This window comes from Streptomyces sp. NPDC001194 (genome assembly GCF_042896985.1).
Taxonomy (GTDB): Bacteria; Actinomycetota; Actinomycetes; order Streptomycetales; family Streptomycetaceae; genus Streptomyces.
This window is the reverse complement of sequence record NZ_JBIAXU010000001.1, coordinates 579,102-600,288: the sequence shown is the minus strand read 5'-3', so window position 1 is coordinate 600,288 and position 21,187 is coordinate 579,102. Positions and strand designations below refer to the sequence as shown.

Here is a 21,187-nt window from a genome sequence, read left to right as displayed (position 1 = left end):
GCGACACCACGGACATTCGCCTGTTACCCGCCCATAGCGCGTGTCGTTGGCACCATGGCGGGGTGACCCAAGTGACCGAACGCGGGACCCCGTTGCCGGCGGCCCCCCGGGCCGCCGCCGGGCGGCGCCGTTCGCCGGCCGCCGCCGCCTGCGTGCTGGGCGGGGCCGTCGCCGCCGGGCTCGGGCTCGGCTTCCTCGCCGTGCTCGTCATCGTGCTCTGGATCAGCTCCCCCTACCCCGACAGCGGCCCCGGCGGCGCCCTGCACCTGGCCGCCGGGCTCTGGCTGCTCGCCCACGGGACCGAGCTCGTCCGGTACGACACCCTCTCCGGGGTGCCGGCTCCCGTGGGCGTGATCCCGCTGCTGCTCGTCGCGCTGCCCGCACTGCTCATGCGCCGGGCGGCGCGGCTCGGCAGCGCCTCGGGGGACGGCGGGGACGGGGATGAAGTGCTGCCCGCCTCCGCCGTCTTCTCCGCCGTGACCTGCGGATATCTCACCGTCGGCTCCCTGGCGACCGTCTACGCGGCCGCCGGGCCGATGCCCGCCGACCCGCTCAGTGCCGCTTGGCACGTACCGCTCGTCGCCGTGCTCGCCGCCGCCGGCGGGGTCTGGGCGGCCAAGGGGCGCCCCGTCGGGCCGCTGCCGCACTGGGTCCCCGGTGCCGTACGCCGGGCCGCCGCCCGCCCCCGGTACCCCCTCGCGCTGCGCGCCGGAGCCGCGGGAGCCCTCGTGCTGCTGGGCGGCGGCGCGCTGCTCGTCGGGGCCTCGCTCGCCTGGCACGCCGCCGAGGTGCAGGCGTCCTTCCTGGCGCTGACCGGGGTCTGGTCGGGCCGCTTCGCGGTCCTGCTCCTGTCCCTCGCGCTGCTCCCGAACGCCATGGTGTGGGGCGCCGCCTACTCCCTCGGCCCCGGCTTCGCCCTCGGCGCCGGTGCGACCGCGACCCCGCTCGGCTTCGCCGGCTCGCCCGCGCTCCCGAGGTTCCCGCTGCTGGCGGCGCTGCCCCCGGAGGGCCCCGGAACCCTGCTGACCTGCGCGACCACCGGCGTGCCGCTGCTGGCCGGGCTGGCGGTCGGGTGGTTCGCCGTACGCCGGGCGCGTGAAGTCTCGTACAAGGAAACCGCCCTGACGGCGGCTCTGGGCGCCCTGGTGTGCGCGCTGCTGCTGGCCGGGCTCGCGGCGGCCTCCTCGGGGCCGCTCGGCTCCCGGGGGCTGGCGAGCTTCGGCCCGGTGTGGTGGGCGGTCGGCGGGGCGGCCTTCGCCTGGACCCTGCTTCCGGCGGTCCCGGTCGCGGTGGCGGTGCACTCCTGGCGGACCCGGCCCGCCCGGCAGGCGGGCGCCCTCGCGCCGGACGCGGACGACGAGTGGCACGACAGCGGCGTACGGGAACTGCGCTGGGAGGCCCTGCGCCGGGCGGCGGGCGCCCTCGTACCGGACCTGCCCCAGGACCCGCCCCGGGCCCAGGCTCCGGCCGAAGCGGTCCCGGCCGAACCGTTCCGGGCTCCGGCCGAACCGGTCCCCGCGCCGGCCGAACCGGTTCCGGCCGCCGCGTCCAAACCGCCCCGACGGCTCACCGTCGTGACGGGGATTCACCTGGACCTGACGCCCGTTCCGGTTCCGCTCCCGACGGCCCCCACGGCTCCGGCGGAGGCGGCGCCGCGGCCCCTCGTCGCGCCCGTGGCCGGCGCCCGCGTACTGCCCCGCCGCAAGCCGCAGGACTGAACCGGCGCCGCCGGTCCTACTGCTGCACCTTCAGGATCTTGCCCAGCACGTTGTCCGGCAGCAGGTTGTTGCACTGCAGTTCCGCCGACTTCGTGAGGGCGTCCTCACGGCAGACGTAGAAGTCCTTGTAGGCCAGCTGGAGGCCGTACGAGCTCAGCGCCAGCAGGATCGCCAGCGAGGCCGTGACCAGCCCGCCGATCGCCGCCGTCCGCTGCGGGCGCGCCGCCGGCCCGAGGGCGGCCAGGCCCCCCTGGGGAGCGGGGGCGGGAGCGGGGGCACGGCCCGTCAGGGCGTCCACCGCGGACGCGGGGTCCGGCGCCGCGGGCTTCGCGCGAAGCCCGCTGATCCCCCAGTACATGGCGAGCGCACCGAGCAGCAGCCCCACCGACGGGATCCCGAAGATCCCGAAGAAGAAGCCCCACATGCCGGCCAGCAGCGCGTACCGGGCCCGCCGCTGGATCGGGTCCGTCGGGTCCCAGCGCGCCGGCCCGCCGGGGCCGGATCCGGGGTCCTGGCCCGGGCGGCCGTCACCGCCGCCGCCGTCGCCGTTGCCGCGCGGCTGCCACGGCTGGTCGGGCCGGCCTTCCGGGGGAGCCGCGAAGGGGTTGTCGTCGGTGGAGGAGTCGGGCTGGCGGCGATCCGGCATCGAGTGCGTTACTTCCCCTGTGTCGTGGACGTCCTCGGGACGTCGCGGGCCTCGTGAGCGGCGTGCGTCGAAGGGCTGTTGACGTGTGGCACGGTGCGGCGCACCGTGCCGTATGCGGCTTGTACGCCAGACGCTACCTCTCGCCCGTCCCCCCGTCCCTCGGGGGCGGTCCGGTGTGCCGGTATCGTTGCAGGCGGTCGGCGGCTTCGTAGGGTCACCCGTATTCAGGGGCACCTCGCTTTCGTCCGATCACACAAGATGTACGCCCGGTGCGTGACACCACGTGACGTGCGTATGGACGCATTCCCGCAGAAAGGGCCTCCCATGGCCGCCTCCCGCCTGGTCGTGCTGGTCTCCGGTTCCGGCACCAACCTCCAGGCCCTGCTCGACGCCATCGACGCCCACCCCGGCGGATCCGAGGGCTTCGGTGCCGAAGTCGTCGCCGTGGGGGCCGACCGCGAGGGCATCGCCGGCCTGGAGCGGGCCGAGAAGGCCGGGATCCCCACCTTCGTGTGCCCGGTCAAGGCGTACGCGACCCGCGAGGAGTGGGACGCCGCCCTCACCGAGGCGACCGCCGCCCACGCGCCGGACCTCGTCGTGTCCGCCGGGTTCATGAAGATCGTGGGCGCCTCGTTCATCGGCCGCTTCGGCGGCCGCTTCGTCAACACCCACCCCGCCCTCCTCCCGGCCTTCCCGGGAGCGCACGGCGTACGGGACGCCCTCGCCTACGGCGCGAAGGTCACCGGCTGCACGGTCCACTTCGTGGACGCCGGCGTGGACACCGGTCCGATCATCGCCCAGGGTGTGGTCGAGGTCCGGGACGGGGACGACGAAGCCGCTCTGCACGAGCGCATCAAGGAAGTCGAGCGCCAGCTGCTCGTCGATGTCGTGGGGCGCCTGGCCCGGCACGGCTACCGCATTGAGGGACGAAAGGTAACAATCCAGTGACCGCCGTAGAGAGCAGCACCACCTCGTCGAGCTCGTCGAAGCGACCGATCCGGCGCGCGCTCGTCAGTGTCTACGACAAGACGGGACTGGAGGAGCTGGCACGCGGCCTGCACGAGGCGGGCGTCGCGCTCGTCTCCACCGGCTCCACCGCCTCCAGGATCGCCGCGGCCGGCGTGCCCGTCACCAAGGTCGAGGAGCTCACCGGCTTCCCCGAGTGCCTGGACGGCCGGGTCAAGACCCTGCACCCGCGCGTGCACGCCGGCATCCTCGCCGACCTGCGCCTGGAGGACCACCGCAACCAGCTCACCGAGCTCGGCATCGAGCCCTTCGACCTGGTGATCGTCAACCTCTACCCCTTCCGGGAGACCGTCGCCTCCGGCGCCACCCCCGACGAGTGCGTCGAGCAGATCGACATCGGCGGCCCGTCGATGGTCCGCGCCGCCGCCAAGAACCACCCCTCGGTCGCCGTCGTCACCAGCCCCGCCCGGTATGCCGACGTCCTCGCCGCGGCCCAGGGCGGCGGCTTCGACCTCACCGCGCGCAAGCGGCTGGCCGCCGAGGCCTTCCAGCACACCGCCGCGTACGACGTCGCCGTGGCCTCCTGGTTCACGAATGCGTACGCCCCGGAGCCGGAGGCCGTGCTCCCCGAGTTCCTGGCCGGCGCCTGGGACCGCAAGTCCACCCTGCGCTACGGCGAGAACCCGCACCAGGCCGCGGCCCTCTACACCGACGGCCAGCCGGGCGGGCTCGCCAACGCCGAGCAGCTGCACGGCAAGGAGATGTCCTTCAACAACTACGTGGACACCGAGGCCGCCCGCCGCGCCGCGTACGACCACGAAGAGCCCTGCGTCGCGATCATCAAGCACGCCAACCCGTGCGGCATCGCCGTCGGCGCGGACGTCGCCGCCGCGCACCGCAAGGCGCACGCCTGCGACCCGCTGTCGGCCTTCGGCGGCGTCATCGCCGTCAACCGCCCGGTGACCGTCGAGCTCGCCGAGCAGGTCGCGGAGATCTTCACCGAGGTCATCGCGGCCCCCGCGTACGAGGACGGCGCGGTCGAGATCCTGGCCAAGAAGAAGAACATCCGCGTCCTGAAGGTCGACGGCACCCCGCACCAGCCGGGCGACCTGAAGCCGATCTCCGGCGGCGCGCTGCTCCAGCAGTCCGACCTCTTCCAGGCCGAGGGCGACGACCCGGCGAACTGGACCCTCGCCACCGGCGACGCCCTCTCCGCGGAGGAACTCGCCGAGCTCGCCTTCGCGTGGAAGGCCTGCCGGGCCGTCAAGTCCAACGCGATCCTGCTCGCCAAGGACGGCGCCTCGGTCGGCGTCGGCATGGGCCAGGTCAACCGCGTGGACTCGGCGAAGCTGGCCGTCGAGCGGGCGGGCGCCGAGCGCGCGCAGGGCTCGTACGCCGCCTCCGACGCCTTCTTCCCGTTCCCGGACGGGCTGGAGATCCTGACCGCCGCCGGCATCAAGGCCGTGGTCCAGCCGGGCGGTTCGGTCCGTGACGAGCAGGTCGTCGAGGCCGCGAAGGCGGCCGGCGTGACCATGTACTTCACCGGGACCCGGCACTTCTTCCACTGAGTCCGGCTCCCCGCACACGGCGAAGGCCGCCACCCCTCACGGGTGGCGGCCTTCGCCGCATCTCCTGTGGCCCTGCGCGGATCAGTAGCGCGGGCGGTTGAACCAGGCCACCGAGTCCTTGTTGACCGCGGCGATCAGGATGACCACGCCGATGGCGAGGCCGATCACGCCGCCCGCAGCCGCGCCCGCGGTGCCGTTGCTGCTGACGTTCGCGAAGTTGGCGAGGCTGCTGAGCAGGAAGAGGACGGCGTACACGATCGTCGTGATCCGGGTGGCGTTGCCGCCCTTGCCGAACTTCACGCCGAGGACGATCGCCCACACGGCGAAGCCGATGGCGATCAGGGCGATGACGGCGATCAGGCCGGCGGCCATCTGGCCCGAGTCGCTGCTGCCCAGGCCGCTGGCGGAGTCCGCGCTGGAGAGGAACGCCGCCCCCAGCAGGGCGAACGCGCCGACGATCAGCTGAATGGCCGCGATGATGAAGAGGAGCACGCGCGCGGTCTTCAGCACACCCGGCATCTGCATGGGCATGCCCGGGTAGCCGCCGGGGCCGGCCGGGTAGGCCTGGTTCGGGTATCCGTAGCCTGGCTGGCCCTGCGGGGCCTGCTGCGGGTAGGCGTAGCCGCCCTGCGGCGGAATGCCCTGCGGGGCCTGGTTCGGGTATCCGTAGCCGGGCTGGCCCTGCGGGGCCGGCGGCTGCTGCTGCCCGTACGGGTTGTTCGGGTCGCCGAAGCTCATCTTGGGGTGTTCCTCCGTGGAAGTGCGGGGACGCACGGCACGCACGGAGGAATCACTGCTGTGTGCGGTACGCCCCCCGGCACTGCCCGCGGCACTCTTTACGCCATCGTGGTCCGCCCGGACCGGAGTTGTCCAGCGACGGCGCGCCGGGCCGGTGACTTGTTGTGCAAGTGCAATGAACGGGTCAAGCCCGTTGCGGAGCGCCCGCCCGGGCCCGGGACCGGGCGCCCGGCCGGGCCCGCGACTGGAAGCGAAGCCGGTCCATCCGGGAGGATGGGGCCATGACCGCCCAGATTCTCGATGGCAAGGCCACCGCCGCCGCGATCAAGTCCGAACTGACCGCCCGCGTGGCGGCGCTCAAGGCCCGGGGCATCACCCCCGGCCTCGGCACCCTGCTGGTCGGCGACGACCCGGGCAGCCGCTGGTACGTCAACGGCAAGCACAAGGACTGCGCCGAGGTCGGCATCGCGTCCATCCAGCGCGAACTGCCCGCGACGGCCTCCCAGGAGGACATCGAGGCGGTCGTACGGGAACTCAACGCGAACCCGGAGTGCACCGGCTACATCGTCCAACTCCCGCTCCCCAAGGGCATCGACACCAACCGGGTCCTGGAGCTGATGGACCCGGCCAAGGACGCCGACGGCCTGCACCCGATGTCCCTCGGGCGGCTGGTGCTGAACGAGCCGGGCCCGCTGCCCTGCACCCCGTACGGGATCGTGCAGCTGCTGCGCCACCACGGCATCGAGATCAACGGAGCGCACGTGGTGCTCCTCGGCCGCGGCATCACCGTCGGGCGCTCCATGGGCCTGCTGCTGACCCGCAAGTCGGAGAACGCCACCGTCACCCTGTGCCACACCGGCACCCGCGACCTGGCGGCCCAGCTGCGCCAGGCGGACATCATCGTGGCGGCCGCGGGCGTCCCGCACCTGGTCAAGCCGGAGGACGTGAAGCCCGGCGCGGCCGTCGTGGACGTGGGCGTCAGCCGCGACGAGAACGGCAAGATCGTCGGCGACGTGCACCCGGGCGTCGCCGAGGTGGCCGGCTGGATCTCCCCGAACCCGGGCGGTGTCGGCCCGATGACGCGGGCGCAGCTGCTCGTGAACGTCGTCGAGGCGGCGGAACGGACGTCGACCAGTGCGGGCTGAGCACGAGGCGGAGGCGACCGGCGCGGAGTCCGGCCCCGGCGCCGGGCCCGCCGGCGCCGAAGCCGGGCCCGCGGATGCCGCGGTCGGCGCCGGCTCCGGGCCCGCGGGCCCCGGAGCCGGGCCCGATGCCGCCAAGTCGCGCCGCTTCCCCTCCATCACCAAGGACACCGCCCGCCCCGAGGGGCACGGCCGTGCCGCGCCCGGTGACGCCCTCGCGGCCCGCCAGTGGCCGATGCTCAGCGTGCTCGCGGCCACCGCGGTCGGACTGCTCCTGACCGCGCTGAACCACCCCCGCTTCGGCGTCCTGGTGATCGGCGTGGCCCTGATCGCGGCCTCCGTGCTGCGGCGCGTACTGCCGCAGGTGGGGATGCTCGCGGTGCGCTCCCGGTTCACCGACATGGTCACGTACGGGCTGCTGGGCGTGGCCATCACGCTGCTCGCGCTGGTGATGGAACCCAAACCGTGGCTGGACATCCCGTTCCTGGAGGACGCGGTCCGCTTCACGGTGCGCTGACCCGGCCGCCGCCGGGGCGCCCGGCGGGGTGCCCGGCGGGGCCGCGGCACCTGACGTACTCGCACCCGCTCGTACACCCGTCCGGCGGTGTCCGGCGGTCGAAAAGAGCGGGGAAATCCCCCTCCGCGCCTTCGAACTCCCGGTCCGTGTGCCCTGCACCACACGGACCGGGGGATTGGGCCGCCGGAAGGTCGGATAGCCTGACGCCGGATGTCTCTTCACGTCAAGATTCGCAGGGGAGCGGCGTCCGCCAGCACATGGGGCAGCGACGCCCCACCGCCAGCTGTCTAACGGAGAAGGCCATGACCCGCACTCCCGTGAATGTCACCGTCACCGGCGCCGCCGGCCAGATCGGCTACGCGCTGCTCTTCCGCATCGCGTCCGGTCACCTGCTCGGCGCGGACGTGCCGGTCAAGCTCCGCCTCCTGGAGATCCCCCAGGGGATGAAGGCCGCCGAGGGCACCGCCATGGAGCTCGACGACTGCGCCTTCCCGCTGCTCAAGGGCATCGACATCTTCGACGACCCGAACGCGGGCTTCGAGGGTGCGAACGTCGCCCTGCTCGTGGGCGCCCGCCCGCGCACCAAGGGCATGGAGCGCGGCGACCTGCTCTCCGCCAACGGCGGCATCTTCAAGCCGCAGGGCAAGGCCATCAACGACCACGCCGCGGACGACATCAAGGTCCTCGTCGTCGGCAACCCGGCCAACACCAACGCGCTCATCGCGCAGGCCGCGGCCCCGGACGTACCGGCCGAGCGCTTCACCGCGATGACCCGCCTCGACCACAACCGCGCGATCTCGCAGCTGGCCGCCAAGACCGGCGCCGCCGTCTCCGACATCAAGCGCCTCACCATCTGGGGCAACCACTCGGCGACCCAGTACCCGGACATCTTCCACGCGGAGATCGCCGGCAAGAACGCCGCCGAGGTCGTCAGCGACGAGCTGTGGCTCGCCGACACCTTCATCCCGACCGTCGCCAAGCGCGGCGCCGCGATCATCGAGGCCCGCGGCGCGTCCTCGGCCGCCTCGGCCGCGAACGCCGCCATCGACCACGTCCACACGTGGGTCAACGGCACCGCCGCGGGCGACTGGACCTCCATGGGCATCCCGTCGGACGGCTCCTACGGCGTCCCGGAGGGCATCATCTCCTCCTTCCCCGTCACCACCAAGGACGGCAAGTACGAGATCGTCCAGGGCCTGGACATCAACGAGTTCTCCCGCACGCGCATCGACGCGTCCGTGGCGGAGCTCGTCGAGGAGCGCGACGCGGTCCGCGAGCTCGGCCTGATCTGACCGGTCGGACGGGACCCGGCCGGCCCTGCGAAGGGCCGGCCGGCCCGGCCGAACGCGATCCTGCGACATCTGAAAGGCCCCGGCGTGCGCGCCGGGGCTTTTTGGCGTGAAGCACCCTGTTTACGCGCGCCCCGCGCGCCGTACGGTTGCCCTCCTCCCGAGCGAGGAGAACGCGTGAGTGGCACACCCGACGGCAGGGCCCCCGTGGACCCGGCGGCGACGGAGGCGGGACGCCTCCTGTGCGCAGGCACCTACCTCGACCCCGCCTACCGCGACCGGGTGATCGAGGAGCTCTACGTCCACGAGGAGCGGTTCCCCGCACCCTCCTACGGGTTCGACGCCTCCCGCGTCCTCGCCCACGCCCTGCGCGCCCTGCGCACCGAGGTGGCCTGGTCGGCGGGGATCGTCGCGGCGTGGGCGCTCGGCCTCCTCCTCACCCGCTCGTTCTTCTTCTTCCTGCTCGTCCCGGCGCTGCTCCTGAGCGGGGCCGGCCGGATCAAGAAGCGCCGCGAGCGGACCGGCCGCGGCGGCCGGATCTTCGAGTGGATCCTGCGCGGCTGCGCAGCCTTCCTCCTCGGCAGGATCCTGTGGGGCGTGCTCCGCGGCTTGTTCACGGACGACATCAGCGGCTTCCCGGTCGAGATGGGCGGCAGGGGGAACCCCGACCTGAGCTTCCTCGGCGACTACGTGGGATACCTCTTCGAGCACGACCCGCTCGGCATCCTCATGCTGCTGCCCAGGATCGGCCAGTACTACGGGGAGGTCTACTCGTGGTCGCTCGTGCTGGTCGGCGTGCTGGTCACGGTGCTCGTCTACTTCCAGCGCGGGCACTTCGCGCAGACCATCGGCACCAAGCTCGGCCGCGCGCACTACGCGGACCAGGAGGCCGATCCGGTCGGAGGCCCGCGCTTCCACCGGGCCCAGGACCGGATCGCGCGCATGCAGCACGCGCAGGTGGTCCTGTACGACGTCGACAACCCGTTCTGCGGGGCCGGCCAGGCCCGTCTGCCGTGGCAGCTGACGGTGGAGCTGCGCGCGCGGGCCGGAGAGGAGGCCCGCCGCCTCGACAACGCGGGCATCATCGAGCGGATCCGGCCCAGGCTGGAGGCCCTGCGCGTGCCCTCGCCGGGCGGCTCCGAGGGTGCGGAGGCGAGCGTCCTGGACCGGCTGCGCGAGCTGGTCATCGACGAGTGCGTGTACCTTCCGGCCGCCGGACTGCCCGACGTGGACGCGGTCGACGTCTCGCAGGAGGCGTTCGCCGGGCACCGCGCCGCCGCGGTCGAGGAAGGCGGCGAGCGGCGCCGGCACTTCCTGCGCGTCCGGATCGGCGGCTGGGACGAGAACCTCGTCATCACCGTGTTCATCCGCGTCCACACGCAGGGCGGCATGCTCATGCTGGAGGTCGCGCCGCACGTGCTGCTGCCGGTGCGGCCCGATTTCCAGCGGGCCGACGACATCGCCCGGCGCCGCCGCCGCAACACCCCCCTCGCCAAGGTGCTGCTGGCCCTCAGCAACGCCCCCGGCTCGCTCGGCGTGGCCCTCGCCACCCTGGGCGGGGCCTGCCGGGTCCCGTGGCGGCTGGCGACCGCCGGGCACGGGGTCGCGTACGCGGCGGGACCGGCCGCGTCCGTACGCGAACTCGCCTCGCAGAGCGACCTGTCGCTGTTCCAGCTGATGGACATGGACCGGTACGTGAAGACGATCCAGGAGCGCATCGTGGGCGGTGTGACGCAGGCGCTGCACGACGCGGGCTGGCTCACCGAGGAGTTCGCGGAGCGCGCGGTCAACGTCGCGGAGGGCGGGGTGTTCATCCAGTCGGTGAGCAACAGCGCCTTCGGCATCAACGGAGTGAGCCACAACAGCACGGTGAACCAGGGCAAGGACGGCACGGACCGGAAGGACGGGCGCGTGCGTGCGGGCAAGGGGAGCAGAAGTGGCCAATAGCGAAGGCGCCGGGCCGCCCTCGGTGCGGATCGGCGACGTACGCGGGAGCGCCTTCAGCATCGGCGGCACGGACGTCAGCAACAGCACGGTCAACCAAGGCGGTTCGGGGGCTGACGCCGCCGTCGCCGGGCCGACCGCCGAGGAGCTGCTGGAGGCGGTACGGGACCTCCGCGCGGCCCTCGTACGTCTGCCCCGCAGCGACGGGAGGGCTGCCCTCGACGCCGAACTGGACGCGGCGGCAGAGGAGTTGGAGTCGGCTGGCGAGGAGGTCCGGCCGGGGCTGCCCGCCCGGCTGCGCGGGGCGCTGGAGCGGTGGGCGCCACTGGTGGACTCGGTGAGCGCGGCCACCGCGCTGGCCGCCCTGCTGACCTCGTTCGGGGGGTGATCCGTGGCCCCGGGGAGCGGCCCCGTCCGGTGGAACCCGCGGACGCAGCAGTGGGAGGGCCCGGGAGGGCCGGAAGGCCCGGAGCGGCGCCGGCGAGGGCGTCCGGAGCCCGGAACCGGGTCCGGACGTGAGGAGCCGGGGCCCGGGGGGCCGCAGCTCCCGCCGATGCCGGCCCATCCGCCGGGCACTCATCCGCCGGGCACTCATCCCCCGGACGCACACCCGCGGGGCACCGGGCCGCGGAACCCGTGGGCCGCTCCGGCGGACGGGGAGCCCCGGGACACCCCGCCCGCGCGGCGCACCGCACGCCGGTGGCGGCTGCGGCTGGGCATCGCCGCCGGCGTGGCGGTGGCCCTGGGCGGGGCCGCGCTGGCGGCCTCGTACCTGAGGGCGGATCCGGCGGAGCTGCCCGACGGGTACAAGGTGCTGCGCAGCGCCGGGGCGGGCTTCCAGGTCGCCGTCCCGGACGACTGGCAGCTCAGCACGTCCGTGGCCTCGACCGCGGCCGGCACGGTGTTCCGGCCCGAGCAGGGCCGGGACAGCCTGCTCCAGGTCCTCCCGGTCACCGGTGGCCCCGCCAACCCGTGCGAGGTCCTGGTCGAGACCACCAAGGAACTGAGCACCCGGGAGGGCTACCGGCGGATCTCCCTCGAATCGAAGGACACCACCGGCTGCGAGATCGTGTACGAGATCCCCGACGGGGACGGCGGGACCGTGTACGCCGTCGGGCGGCTGACCGTCGCGTCCGGCGGCAGCCGCTGGGTGCTGATGGGCTTCGGCCCGGCCGCCGACAAGAAGGCCGTCCGCGCGCGGATGGCGGCGGCCCTGGGCTCGTTCCGGACGGGCTGAGGCGGGACCGGGGCCGGGCGGGGGCCGGACCGGGGTCGATCCCCGGTCCGGCTGCCCGTTACTTGAACATGCCCGGGGTGTAGTGGCCCGGGACCATGCGGGTGGTGACCGCGAAACGGTTCCAGACGTTGATCGTCGAGATCACGGCGATCAGGTGGGCGAGCTCCTTCTCCTCGAAGTGCTTCGCGGCCTTCTCGTACACCTCGTCGGGAACGAATCCCTCGGTCAGGACGGTCACGGCCTCGGTCAGTTCGAGCGCGGCCACTTCCTTCTCGGTGTAGAAGTGGCGCGACTCCTCCAGGGCGGTCAGCTGCACGATCCGCTCGACGCTCTCGCCGCCGGCGATGGCGTCCTTGGTGTGCATGTCCAGGCAGAAGGCGCAGTGGTTGAGCTGCGAGGCGCGGATCTTGACCAGTTCGATCAGGGCCGGGTCCAGGCCCTTCCTCGCGGCCATCTCCAGGCTCACGATCGCCTTGTAGACCTCGGGTGCGTGCTTGGCCCAGCCCATGCGGGGGGTGTGCTCGGGTGCGTGTGCGGTGGTGTCTTCGTACGTGGTGGTCATGCGTCCACTTTAAGAAGCAGGCGGCCCGCCCGTATGGTCCATATCCATGAAGGAATCTTGGGCCACTTCCGATGCCGGGGCGGGTGGCGGGGGCGGTGCTCCCGGTGCCGATTTCGGCGCCGACCTGCACTTGGACCTCTCCGCCGGGCGCGGCCTGCGCGCCGGGCTCGTCGAAGCGCTGCGCGAGGCCGCGCGCAGCGGGCGGCTGGCGCCGGGGACCCGGCTGCCGTCCTCGCGCTCCTTCGCCGCGGACCTCGGGATCGCGCGGAACACGGTCGCGGAGGCGTACGCCGAGCTCGTCGCCGAGGGCTGGCTGACGGCCCGCCAGGGCTCGGGCACCCGGGTCGCGGAACGTGCCCGGCCGCTCCGGCCCGCGGGGTCCGCCCGCGTCCGGCACCCCTCGCCGAAGCGGCACTCGTACAGCCTGGTGCCCGGCACCCCGGACCTGGGGGCCTTCCCGCGCGCCGCCTGGCTGACGGCGGCCCGGCGGGCGCTGACGGACGCGCCGAGCGACGCCTTCGGGTACCAGGTCGACGCGCGCGGCCGGGTGGAGCTGCGGGAGGCGCTCGCCGGGTACCTGGCACGGGCGCGCGGGGTGTACGCGGACCCGGAGCGGATCGTGCTGTGCGCGGGGTTCGCGCACGCGCTGATGCTGCTGGCCGGGGTGTTGCGGGCGCGCCGGGTCCGGGACGTGGCGGTGGAGGGGTACGGCCTTTACATGCACCGGGAGACGCTGACGCGGGCGGGGCTGCGGACGCGGCCGCTCGCGGTGGACGACGCGGGCGCGCGGACGCCGGACCTGTCCGGACCGGCGGGCGCGGGCGCCGGAGCGGTGCTGCTGACCCCCGCGCACCAGTTCCCCACCGGGGCGGCGCTGACCCCGGCCCGCCGGGCGGCGGCGGTCGACTGGGCCCGGAGCACGGGCGGGATCATCGTGGAGGACGACTACGACGGGGAGTTCCGCTACGACGGCCAGTCGGTGGGCGCGCTGCAGGGACTCGACCCGGACCGGGTGGTCTACCTCGGTACGGCGAGCAAGTCGCTCGCCCCGGGGCTGCGGATGGGGTGGATGGTGGTGCCGCCGGGGCTGCTGGACGAGGTCGTCGCGGCGAAGGGGCGGACCGACTGGACGTCGAGCGCGGTGGACCAGCTGACGCTGGCGGAGTTCATCCGGTCCGGGGCGTACGACCGGCACGTGCGCGGCATGCGGCTGCGGTACCGGCGCCGCCGGGACGAGCTGGTCGAGGCCGTCTCCGGCCGGGTGGCGGTGTCGGGCATCGCGGCGGGCCTGCACGCGGTGCTGGACCTCCCGGAGGGCACCGAGGCCGCGGCCCTGCGGTCCGCGGCCTGGCAGGACCTGGCGGTGGTGCCGCTGTCCTTCTTCGCCCACCCGGACGCGGAACTCCCGCGGCGGGAGGCCCTGGTGGTCGGCTACGGAACCCCGCCGACGAGCGCCTGGTCGGCGACGCTGACGGCCCTGCTGGCCGCCCTGCCCTGAGCCGTGCCGGTCCCGCCCGGGCGGCGTCAGGCTCCGGCGGGGTCCGGGGTGCCGGGTCGCGGGGTCGCCGGCGGTTCGCCGAAGCGGGCCAGGGCCAGGGCTCCGGCCACCGCCACCGCGAAGCCGAGCACGGCCAGCCAGGTCAGGCCCGCACGGGTGGTGTCGCCGAGCCAGGCCACGCCCACCGCCGCCGGGCCGATCGTCTCGCCGAGCACCATGCCCGCCGTGGCCGTCGTCACCGAGCCGCGCTGGAGCGCCGAGGTGAGCAGCAGGAACCCGGCGGCCCCGCCCAGCAGCAGTGCGTACAGAGCCGGGTTCGCGAGCGTCGCGGGCGAGACGTCGTCGATCAGCCGGACCGACACCTCGACCACCCCGAAGCCCGTCCCCGACGCGAGGCCGAGGACCAGTGCGCGCGAGCGGTCCGGGAGCCCGCCCGCCACCACCCCCACCAGCAGCACCAGCACCGCCACCCCCAGCAGCCCCAGTTTCAGCGCGAACGACCCCGTCCCCGAGCCCTCCTCGCCCGACGACAGCGCCAGCATCGCCAGCCCCGCGCACACCGTCCCCACCGCGCCCCACTCGGCCCCGCTCAGCGGTACGTGCAGCAGCCGCGCCGAGACCACGGCCGTCACCGCGAGGCTCGCCGCCAGCGCCGCCCCCACCGTGTAGATCGGGATGTTGCGCAGCGCCACGATCTGGAGGACGAAACCGGCCGCGTCCAGCCCCAGGCCCACCACGTACCGCCACTGCCGGGCCGCCCGCAGCAGCAGCGCCGCGTCCACGCCGGACCCGGTCCCCGGCTCCGCCGCCCGCGCGGCCATCGCCTGCAGTACCGACGCCGTACCGAAACAGACCGCCGCACCGAGTGCGCAAACCATCCCAAGGAGCACGAAAAGACTCTAGGTCATGGAGGTCATGAGGGGGTTTCGACGGCCGGATTCCATCGGTTCGCCGCCCCGTTCTAGTCTGTCCGCCATGGACGACAGCAGTACGGGCAGCAGAACAGGCGACAACACCACCACGCGACGACGCATGCGCTCCGGCGGCGTCGCCCTCGGCGGCATGGGCCTGCTCGCCGCCGCCCTCGTGGCGTGCGGCAGCAGCAACGAGCCCGACAAGCGCTGCGCGGACCGCGTCACCCTGGAGAAGCTGAACACCAAGGAGTGCAAGAGCGGCGGCCGCGGCTCGTACTACTACGGCGGATCCGTGGCGAGCAACAACAGCATCAGCGGCGGCAGCTTCGACAAGTCCGCCGTCACCCGCGGCGGCATCGGCGGCAGCCACAAGAGCTCCTCGGGCGGCTGATCCAGCGTGCAGCGCCACACGATCGAGCCGCGCCCCGACTGGCAGAAGAAGGTCGAGGAGCAGGGGTTGATCTACCCCCTCACCCGCTACCCCGACGACTCCCTGCGGCCCTACTGGGACGAGAGCGCGTACTACTCCTTCACCCTCCCCGAGGTGGAGGCGCTGGAGAACGTCGTCGAGGAGCTGCACGCCATGTGCCTGGCCGCGGCCGCGCACATCGTCGAGCACGACCGCTTCGCCGACCTGGGCATCACCGACCCGAAGCTGGCCGCCCTCATCGCCGAGTCCTGGCGCCGGCGGGCCGAACAGCCCTCCCTCTACGGCCGGTTCGACCTGCGCTACGACGGAGCCGGCGGTCCGGCCAAGATGCTGGAGTACAACGCCGACACCCCCACGTCCCTCGTGGAGGCGGCCAGTCCGCAGTGGTTCTGGATGGAGGAGCGCTTCCCCGGCGCCGACCAGTGGAACTCCCTCCACGAGCGGCTCGTCGAAGCCTGGCGCCGGCAGGCGGAACTGCTGCCGCCCGGCCCGGTCCACTTCGCGCACTCCGAGACGGACGAGCTCGGCGAGGACCTGATGACGGTCGCCTACCTCCAGGAGACCGCCGAGCAGGCGGGCCTGGCGACCGTGGAGCTGTCCGTCGAGCAGATCGGCTGGGACAGCCTGTCGGGCCGGTTCGTCGACCGGGGGCTCGGCTTCATCCGCAGCTGCTTCAAGCTCTACCCGTGGGAATGGCTGGTCACCGACCCCTTCGCCCCGCAGGTCCTCGGCACGTACGACCACGGCGGCGGCTCGGGGACCACCACGTGGATCGAGCCGCTGTGGAAGATGCTGCTCTCCAACAAGGCGCTGCTGGCGATCTTGTGGGAGCTCTTCCCGGAGCACCCGAACCTGCTGCCCGCCTACCTCGACGGCCCGCGCGAGCTCGCGCGGACCACCGGGTACGCGGCGAAGCCGCTGCTGGGCCGCGAGGGCGCCGGGGTCACCCTGCACCCGGCCGGCGGCGACGAGCCGTTCACGCCGGACGAGGGGGAGACGTACGTCTTCCAGGGCCTGGCCCCGCTCCCCGACTTCGACGGCAACCGCGTGGTGCTCGGCGCCTGGGTCGTCGAGGAGGAGGCCGCGGGCCTGGGCATCCGCGAATCGGCGGGCCCGGTCACGGACGAGTACGCCCGCTTCCTGCCCCACGTCATCCTGTAGCGCCGTCCCGCCGTGGGGGGGGGGCCCCCCCCCCGGCCCCCCCCCCCCGCCGCGGGCCCCCCCCGCCGGGGGGGGGGGGGGGCGGCCCGCCCGCCCCCCCCCACGGCCGAGGCGTCAGCCCGCGGCCAGCACCTCGCGCAGCTGGTCCAGGCCCCAGTCCAGGTCCTCCTTGCCGATCACCAGCGGCGGCGCGATCCGGATCGTCGACCCGTGCGTGTCCTTGACCAGCACGCCCCGCTCCATCAGCGCCTCGGAGATCTCCCGGCCCGTGCCGTGCGCCGGGTCGATGTCGACGCCCGCCCACAGCCCCCGCCCGCGTACGGCGGTCACGGCGCCCCCGCCGACCAGCAGGTTCAGCTCCCGGTGCAGGTGGTCGCCGAGCTCGGCGGCGTGCTGCTGGTGCTCGCCGGAGCGCAGCATCGCGATCACCTCCAGGGCGACCGCGCAGGCCAGCGGGTTGCCGCCGAAGGTGGAGCCGTGCTCGCCGGGCCGGAACACCCCGAGCACGTCCCGGTCGGCGACGACGGCCGAGACCGGGACCACGCCGCCGCCCAGCGCCTTGCCGAGGATGTACACGTCCGGTACGACGTCCTCGTGCTCGCACGCGAAGGTCTTCCCGGTCCGGCCCAGCCCCGACTGGATCTCGTCCGCCATGAACAGGACGTTCCGCTCGCGCGTGAGCTCCCGTACGCCCTGCAGGTAGCCGGGCGGCGGCACGAGGACCCCGGCCTCGCCCTGGATCGGCTCCAGCAGCACGGCCACGGTGTTCGCCGTGACGGCAGCCGCCAGCGCGGTGAGGTCCCCGTACGGAACGATCTCGAACCCGGGGGTGTAGGGCCCGTAGTGGTCGCGCGCCTCGTGGTCCGTCGAGAAGCTCACGATGGTCGTCGTACGGCCGTGGAAGTTGTTGGCCGCGACCACGATCTTGGCCTGGCCGTCGGGCACGCCCTTGACCTCGTAACCCCACTTGCGGGCGGTCTTCACCGCCGTCTCCACGGCCTCCGCGCCGGTGTTCATCGGCAGCACCATCTCCTTGCCGCACAGCGCGGCGAGTTCACGGCAGAAGTCGGCGAACCGGTCGTGGTGGAAGGCCCGCGAGGTGAGGGTGACCCGCTCCAGCTGCGCCTTGGCCGCATCGAGCAGACGGCGGTTGCCGTGGCCGAAGTTGAGCGCCGAGTAGCCCGCGAGCATGTCCAGGAACCGGCGGCCCTCGACGTCGGTCATCCACGCGCCTTCCGCGGACGCCACGACGACGGGCAGCGGGTGGTAGTTGTGCGCGCTGTGCGCCTCGGCGGAACGCAGCGCTTCAGCAGTTGTCGACACGGGGTCTCCGATCGTCGGTGCGGGCGTGATGGACGTGACGAGGGCGATGGAGGTGACGGGGGTGGCGTCACCTGCGTCACGTCACCTTGTATACGGCTATACGTCGCTCGTATACCGGACGGGGAAACCTTTCTTGTGGACCGCCCGCTAAGGTGAGCGGTACGCACGGCGACTGGCGTACGGAGAACCAACTCCGGGGGAGTCGTGCGCGCACGACCGCATACAGGGCCGCTCGCCTGGGCCTCGCGGGGACGAGAACTGACATCGACCCCGGAGGAGCCGCCATGAGCGCGAGCCGCCACCCCGCCCTGACCGCAGTCGACCCCGAGCTGGCGTCCTTCGTCGCCGACGAGGAGACCCTGCAGGCGCAGACCCTGCGCCTGATCCCGAGCGAGAACTACGTGTCCGCCGCCGTGCTCGAGGCCTCCGGCACGGTGCTGCAGAACAAGTACAGCGAGGGCTACCCGGGCCGCCGCTACTACGAGGGCCAGCAGAACATCGACCGCGTCGAGGCGCTGGCCGTCGAGCGGGCGAAGGGCCTGTTCGGGGTGGATCACGCCAACGTCCAGCCGTACTCCGGCTCCCCGGCGAACCTCGCCGTGTACCTGGCCTTCGCGAAGCCGGGCGACACGGTGATGGGCATGGCCCTGCCGATGGGCGGGCACCTGACGCACGGCTGGGGGGTCTCGGCGACGGGGTCCTGGTTCCGCGGCGTGCAGTACGGGGTGTCCGCCGGGACCGGCCTGATCGACTACGACGCCGTGCGCGAGCTCGCACTGGCGGAGCGCCCGAAGATCATCTTCTGCGGCGGTACGGCGCTCCCGCGCACGATCGACTTCGAGGCGTTCTCCTCGATCGCCCGGGAGGCCGGCTCGGTCCTCGTCGCGGACGTCGCGCACATCGCCGGCCTGATCGCGGGCGGGGCGCACCCCTCGCCGGTCGGGCACGTGGACGTGGTCTCCACGACCACGCACAAGACGCTGCGCGGGCCGCGCGGCGCGATGCTGATGTGCCGGGAGGAGCACGCGAAGGCCATCGACAAGGCGGTCTTCCCGGGCCTCCAGGGCGGCCCGCACAACCAGACGACGGCGGGCATCGCGGTGGCCCTGCACGAGGCGGCGCAGCCGTCCTTCGTGACGTACGCGCACGCCGTGGTCGCCAATGCCAAGGCCCTGGCGGCGGCGCTGCTGGACCGGGGCTTCGACCTCGTGTCGGGCGGTACGGACAACCACCTGATCCTGATGGACCTGACCTCGCGGGGGGTCCCGGGGAAGGTGGCGGCCAAGGCGCTGGACCGCGCCGGGATCGTCGTGAACTACAACACGGTCCCGTTCGACCCGCGCAAGCCCTTCGACCCGTCGGGCATCCGCATCGGCACCCCGTCCCTGACCTCGCGGGGCCTGGGGACGGACCACATGCCGCTGGTGGCGGAGTGGATCTCCCGCGCCGTGGACGCCGCCGCCAAGTCGGACGAGCAGGCCCTCGCGGCGGTCCGCGCCGAGGTCGCGGACCTGATGGCGGCCTTCCCCGCCCCGGGCCTCCCGCTCTCCTGACCGGTCCCCTCCCCGGGGCCCCGGCCCCGGGGGATTTCCGGACGGGTGCGGACCGCCGCGGCCGCCGTACCTGAGAGAATGAAGCCATGGCTTCTGATCGTCCTCGCGCGCTCTCCGGCATCCAGCCCACCTCCGGCTCGTTCCACCTCGGGAACTACCTCGGAGCCATCCGCCAGTACGTCGCCCTGCAGGAGACGCACGACGCGTTCTACATGGTCGTCGACCTGCACGCGATCACCATGCCGCAGGATCCGAAGGACCTGCGCGCCAACACCCGCCTCTCCGCGGCCCAGCTCCTCGCCGCCGGCCTCGACCCGGACCGCTGCACGCTCTTCATCCAGAGCCACGTCCCCGAGCACGCACAGCTCGGCTGGGTCATGAACTGCATCACCGGCTTCGGCGAGGCCAGCCGGATGACCCAGTTCAAGGACAAGTCCGCCAAGGGCGGTGTCAACAGCGCCAGCGTCGGGCTCTTCACGTACCCGATCCTCCAGGTCGCCGACATCCTGCTCTACCAGGCGAACGCCGTTCCGGTCGGAGAGGACCAGCGCCAGCACATCGAGCTGACCCGCGACCTGGCGGAGCGCTTCAACCAGCGCTACGGCCAGACCTTCACGGTTCCCGCCGCGCACATCGTCAAGGAGGTCGCGAAGATCTACGACCTCCAGGACCCGTCGATCAAGATGTCGAAGTCCGCGTCCTCGCCCAAGGGCCTGATCAACCTCCTCGACGAGCCCAAGGCCACCGAGAAGAAGATCAAGAGCGCGGTCACCGACACCGAGGCCGAGGTCCGCTTCGACACCGAGAACAAGCCCGGCGTCAGCAACCTGCTCACGATCTACTCCACCCTGACGGGCGAGTCGATCCCGGCCCTGGAGGCCTCGTACGAGGGCAAGGGCTACGGCGCGCTGAAGACCGACCTGGCGGCCGTGATGGTCGATTTCGTCACACCGTTCAAGCAGCGCACCCAGGAGTACCTGGACGACCCTGAGACCCTGGATTCCATCCTGGCCAAGGGCGCGGAGAAGGCCCGCGCGGTCGCCGCCGAGACCCTGGCACAGGCCTACGACCGCCTCGGTCTGGTGCCCGCGAAGCACTGACCGCCGGAGGCCCTGGCAATCCGGGGGGTGCTGGCCCCACACTGGGTCGGCAGGACCCGTACGCAACCCGTACACACCAGACGACGGAGGAGACATACGTGGGGACCGTAACGCTCGGCGTTTCGATCGCGGTCCCGGAGCCGTACGGCAGCCGGCTGCAGCAGCTGCGCGCCGGCTTCGGGGACGCTGCCGCGCACGGCATCCCCACGCACGTCACCCTCGTCCCGCCCACCGAGGTGGAGGCGGACCGGCTGCCGGAGATCAGGGCCCACCTGGCCGAGGTCGCGGCCGCCTTCGGCCCCTTCGGGATGCGGCTGGAGGGGACGGGAACCTTCCGCCCGGTCTCGCCGGTCGTCTTCGTCCAGGTCGTCGAGGGCGGTACGGGCTGCACCCGGCTCCAGGGCCTGGTCCGCGACCCGGACGGGCCGCTCAGCCGCGAGCTGGCGTTCCCGTACCACCCGCACGTCACGGTCGCCCACGGGATCTCCGAGGAGGCGATGGACCTGGCGTTCGACGCCCTCGCCGACTACGCGGCGCAGTGGACCTGCACCGGCTTCGCGCTCTACGAGCAGGGCTCGGACGGGGTCTGGCGCAAGCTGCGTGAATACCCTTTCGGCGCGGGCCCGATCGCCGGGGTCCCGGCGCAGCCGGGCTCACGGGCCGATGAGGCGGCGCCCGCCGCGGGGGCTTCCGGCGACGGCGCCGCGGCGCGCTCCTGACGCAGTGGCCTGAGGGTCTTGCGGGCGTGGAAGCGGAGCGTACGTAGGACCAGAGTGGGGAATGAACAGCCCGTCGGAAGCACTTCGCGAAAAGTCACAATCGACGACCGTAGCGCCCGAACCGGGCAATCCCGGCTATTTCCGCCCCCTCATTTACCGTGA

At 73.2% G+C, this 21,187-nt stretch carries 20 protein-coding genes and 1 riboswitch; of the genes, 15 read left to right on the top strand and 5 right to left on the bottom strand.

The features are described from left to right. Window positions 1–62: 62 nt before the first annotated feature. Window positions 63–1,718, top strand: a complete 1,656-nt coding sequence (locus ACFY1T_RS02850) for a DUF6350 family protein (RefSeq protein WP_390786692.1) — start codon at window positions 63–65, stop codon at window positions 1,716–1,718. 16 nt (window positions 1,719–1,734) lie between these two features. Here ACFY1T_RS02850 and ACFY1T_RS02845 read toward each other — a convergent pair whose 3' ends face one another. After that, complete coding sequence (locus tag ACFY1T_RS02845) at window positions 1,735–2,364, bottom strand: hypothetical protein (protein ID WP_390786691.1); 630 nt, start codon at window positions 2,362–2,364, stop codon at window positions 1,735–1,737. A 324-nt stretch (window positions 2,365–2,688) separates the two neighbouring features. Between ACFY1T_RS02845 and purN the strand changes: the two genes are divergently transcribed. Both purN and purH read left to right on the top strand, forming a co-directional pair. Then, window positions 2,689–3,312: a phosphoribosylglycinamide formyltransferase gene (gene purN / locus ACFY1T_RS02840; RefSeq protein WP_390786690.1), complete on the top strand. Its 624-nt coding sequence runs from the start codon at window positions 2,689–2,691 to the stop codon at window positions 3,310–3,312. Further along, window positions 3,309–4,898 carry a bifunctional phosphoribosylaminoimidazolecarboxamide formyltransferase/IMP cyclohydrolase gene (gene purH, locus ACFY1T_RS02835; protein WP_390786689.1) on the top strand — a complete coding sequence of 530 codons (1,590 nt, stop codon included), beginning with the start codon at window positions 3,309–3,311 and terminating at the stop codon, window positions 4,896–4,898. Before purN ends, purH begins: the two co-directional genes overlap by 4 nt. Before the next feature lie 81 nt (window positions 4,899–4,979). Here purH and ACFY1T_RS02830 read toward each other — a convergent pair whose 3' ends face one another. Beyond that, window positions 4,980–5,636, bottom strand: coding sequence for a hypothetical protein (locus ACFY1T_RS02830; RefSeq protein ID WP_390786688.1), 657 nt, complete (start codon window positions 5,634–5,636; stop codon window positions 4,980–4,982). A gap of 281 nt (window positions 5,637–5,917) precedes the next feature. On the opposite strand from ACFY1T_RS02830, the gene ACFY1T_RS02825 reads away from it, so the two are divergent. The 6 genes from ACFY1T_RS02825 (at window position 5,918) to ACFY1T_RS02800 (ending at window position 11,765) form a co-directional block, all read left to right on the top strand. Further along, window positions 5,918–6,781 carry a bifunctional methylenetetrahydrofolate dehydrogenase/methenyltetrahydrofolate cyclohydrolase gene (locus ACFY1T_RS02825; protein WP_390786687.1) on the top strand — a complete coding sequence of 288 codons (864 nt, stop codon included), beginning with the start codon at window positions 5,918–5,920 and terminating at the stop codon, window positions 6,779–6,781. After that, the gene (locus ACFY1T_RS02820) at window positions 6,771–7,295 is read left to right on the top strand and encodes a DUF3017 domain-containing protein (RefSeq protein ID WP_390786686.1); all 525 of its coding nucleotides are present in this window, start codon (window positions 6,771–6,773) and stop codon (window positions 7,293–7,295) included. The genes ACFY1T_RS02825 and ACFY1T_RS02820 overlap by 11 nt, the downstream gene beginning before the upstream one ends. A gap of 302 nt (window positions 7,296–7,597) precedes the next feature. Beyond that, entirely contained in the window at window positions 7,598–8,587 is a 990-nt protein-coding gene (locus tag ACFY1T_RS02815; RefSeq protein ID WP_030864208.1) for a malate dehydrogenase, read from the top strand. 174 nt (window positions 8,588–8,761) lie between these two features. Next, entirely contained in the window at window positions 8,762–10,531 is a 1,770-nt protein-coding gene (locus tag ACFY1T_RS02810) for a hypothetical protein (protein WP_390786685.1), read from the top strand. Beyond that, window positions 10,521–10,916: a hypothetical protein gene (locus ACFY1T_RS02805; protein WP_390786684.1), complete on the top strand. Its 396-nt coding sequence runs from the start codon at window positions 10,521–10,523 to the stop codon at window positions 10,914–10,916. Before ACFY1T_RS02810 ends, ACFY1T_RS02805 begins: the two co-directional genes overlap by 11 nt. 165 nt (window positions 10,917–11,081) lie before the next feature. Then, on the top strand, window positions 11,082–11,765 hold the full coding sequence (locus ACFY1T_RS02800) for a hypothetical protein (RefSeq protein ID WP_390786683.1): 684 nt from the start codon (window positions 11,082–11,084) through the stop codon (window positions 11,763–11,765). Between the two features lie 58 nt (window positions 11,766–11,823). Here ACFY1T_RS02800 and ACFY1T_RS02795 read toward each other — a convergent pair whose 3' ends face one another. Beyond that, window positions 11,824–12,327, bottom strand: coding sequence for a carboxymuconolactone decarboxylase family protein (locus ACFY1T_RS02795; RefSeq protein ID WP_030864199.1), 504 nt, complete (start codon window positions 12,325–12,327; stop codon window positions 11,824–11,826). A 46-nt stretch (window positions 12,328–12,373) separates the two neighbouring features. On the opposite strand from ACFY1T_RS02795, the gene ACFY1T_RS02790 reads away from it, so the two are divergent. Beyond that, window positions 12,374–13,825 (top strand): PLP-dependent aminotransferase family protein, encoded by a 1,452-nt coding sequence (locus tag ACFY1T_RS02790; RefSeq protein WP_390786682.1) that lies wholly within the window; start codon window positions 12,374–12,376, stop codon window positions 13,823–13,825. A gap of 26 nt (window positions 13,826–13,851) precedes the next feature. Here the strand turns inward: ACFY1T_RS02790 and ACFY1T_RS02785 are convergent, their stop codons facing one another. Next, complete coding sequence (locus ACFY1T_RS02785) at window positions 13,852–14,703, bottom strand: hypothetical protein (protein ID WP_390786681.1); 852 nt, start codon at window positions 14,701–14,703, stop codon at window positions 13,852–13,854. Window positions 14,704–14,800: 97 nt separating this feature from the next. On the opposite strand from ACFY1T_RS02785, the gene ACFY1T_RS02780 reads away from it, so the two are divergent. Further along, window positions 14,801–15,130, top strand: a complete 330-nt coding sequence (locus tag ACFY1T_RS02780) for a hypothetical protein (protein ID WP_390786680.1) — start codon at window positions 14,801–14,803, stop codon at window positions 15,128–15,130. A 6-nt stretch (window positions 15,131–15,136) separates the two neighbouring features. Next, window positions 15,137–16,330: a glutathionylspermidine synthase family protein gene (locus ACFY1T_RS02775; RefSeq protein ID WP_030865191.1), complete on the top strand. Its 1,194-nt coding sequence runs from the start codon at window positions 15,137–15,139 to the stop codon at window positions 16,328–16,330. A gap of 114 nt (window positions 16,331–16,444) precedes the next feature. On the opposite strand, the gene rocD is transcribed toward ACFY1T_RS02775, so the two are convergent. Then, on the bottom strand, window positions 16,445–17,653 hold the full coding sequence (gene rocD / locus ACFY1T_RS02770; protein ID WP_030865193.1) for an ornithine--oxo-acid transaminase: 1,209 nt from the start codon (window positions 17,651–17,653) through the stop codon (window positions 16,445–16,447). 158 nt (window positions 17,654–17,811) lie between these two features. Continuing rightward, window positions 17,812–17,902, top strand: a riboswitch (ZMP/ZTP riboswitch). Between the two features lie 35 nt (window positions 17,903–17,937). Here rocD and glyA point away from each other — a divergent pair. From glyA to ACFY1T_RS02755, 3 genes are all read left to right on the top strand, one after another. Then, window positions 17,938–19,206: a serine hydroxymethyltransferase gene (gene glyA / locus ACFY1T_RS02765; RefSeq protein ID WP_390786679.1), complete on the top strand. Its 1,269-nt coding sequence runs from the start codon at window positions 17,938–17,940 to the stop codon at window positions 19,204–19,206. Window positions 19,207–19,292: 86 nt separating this feature from the next. Then, complete coding sequence (gene trpS, locus ACFY1T_RS02760; RefSeq protein ID WP_030865198.1) at window positions 19,293–20,306, top strand: tryptophan--tRNA ligase; 1,014 nt, start codon at window positions 19,293–19,295, stop codon at window positions 20,304–20,306. A gap of 98 nt (window positions 20,307–20,404) precedes the next feature. Continuing rightward, entirely contained in the window at window positions 20,405–21,025 is a 621-nt protein-coding gene (locus ACFY1T_RS02755) for a 2'-5' RNA ligase family protein (protein WP_390786678.1), read from the top strand. Window positions 21,026–21,187 lie beyond the last annotated feature (162 nt).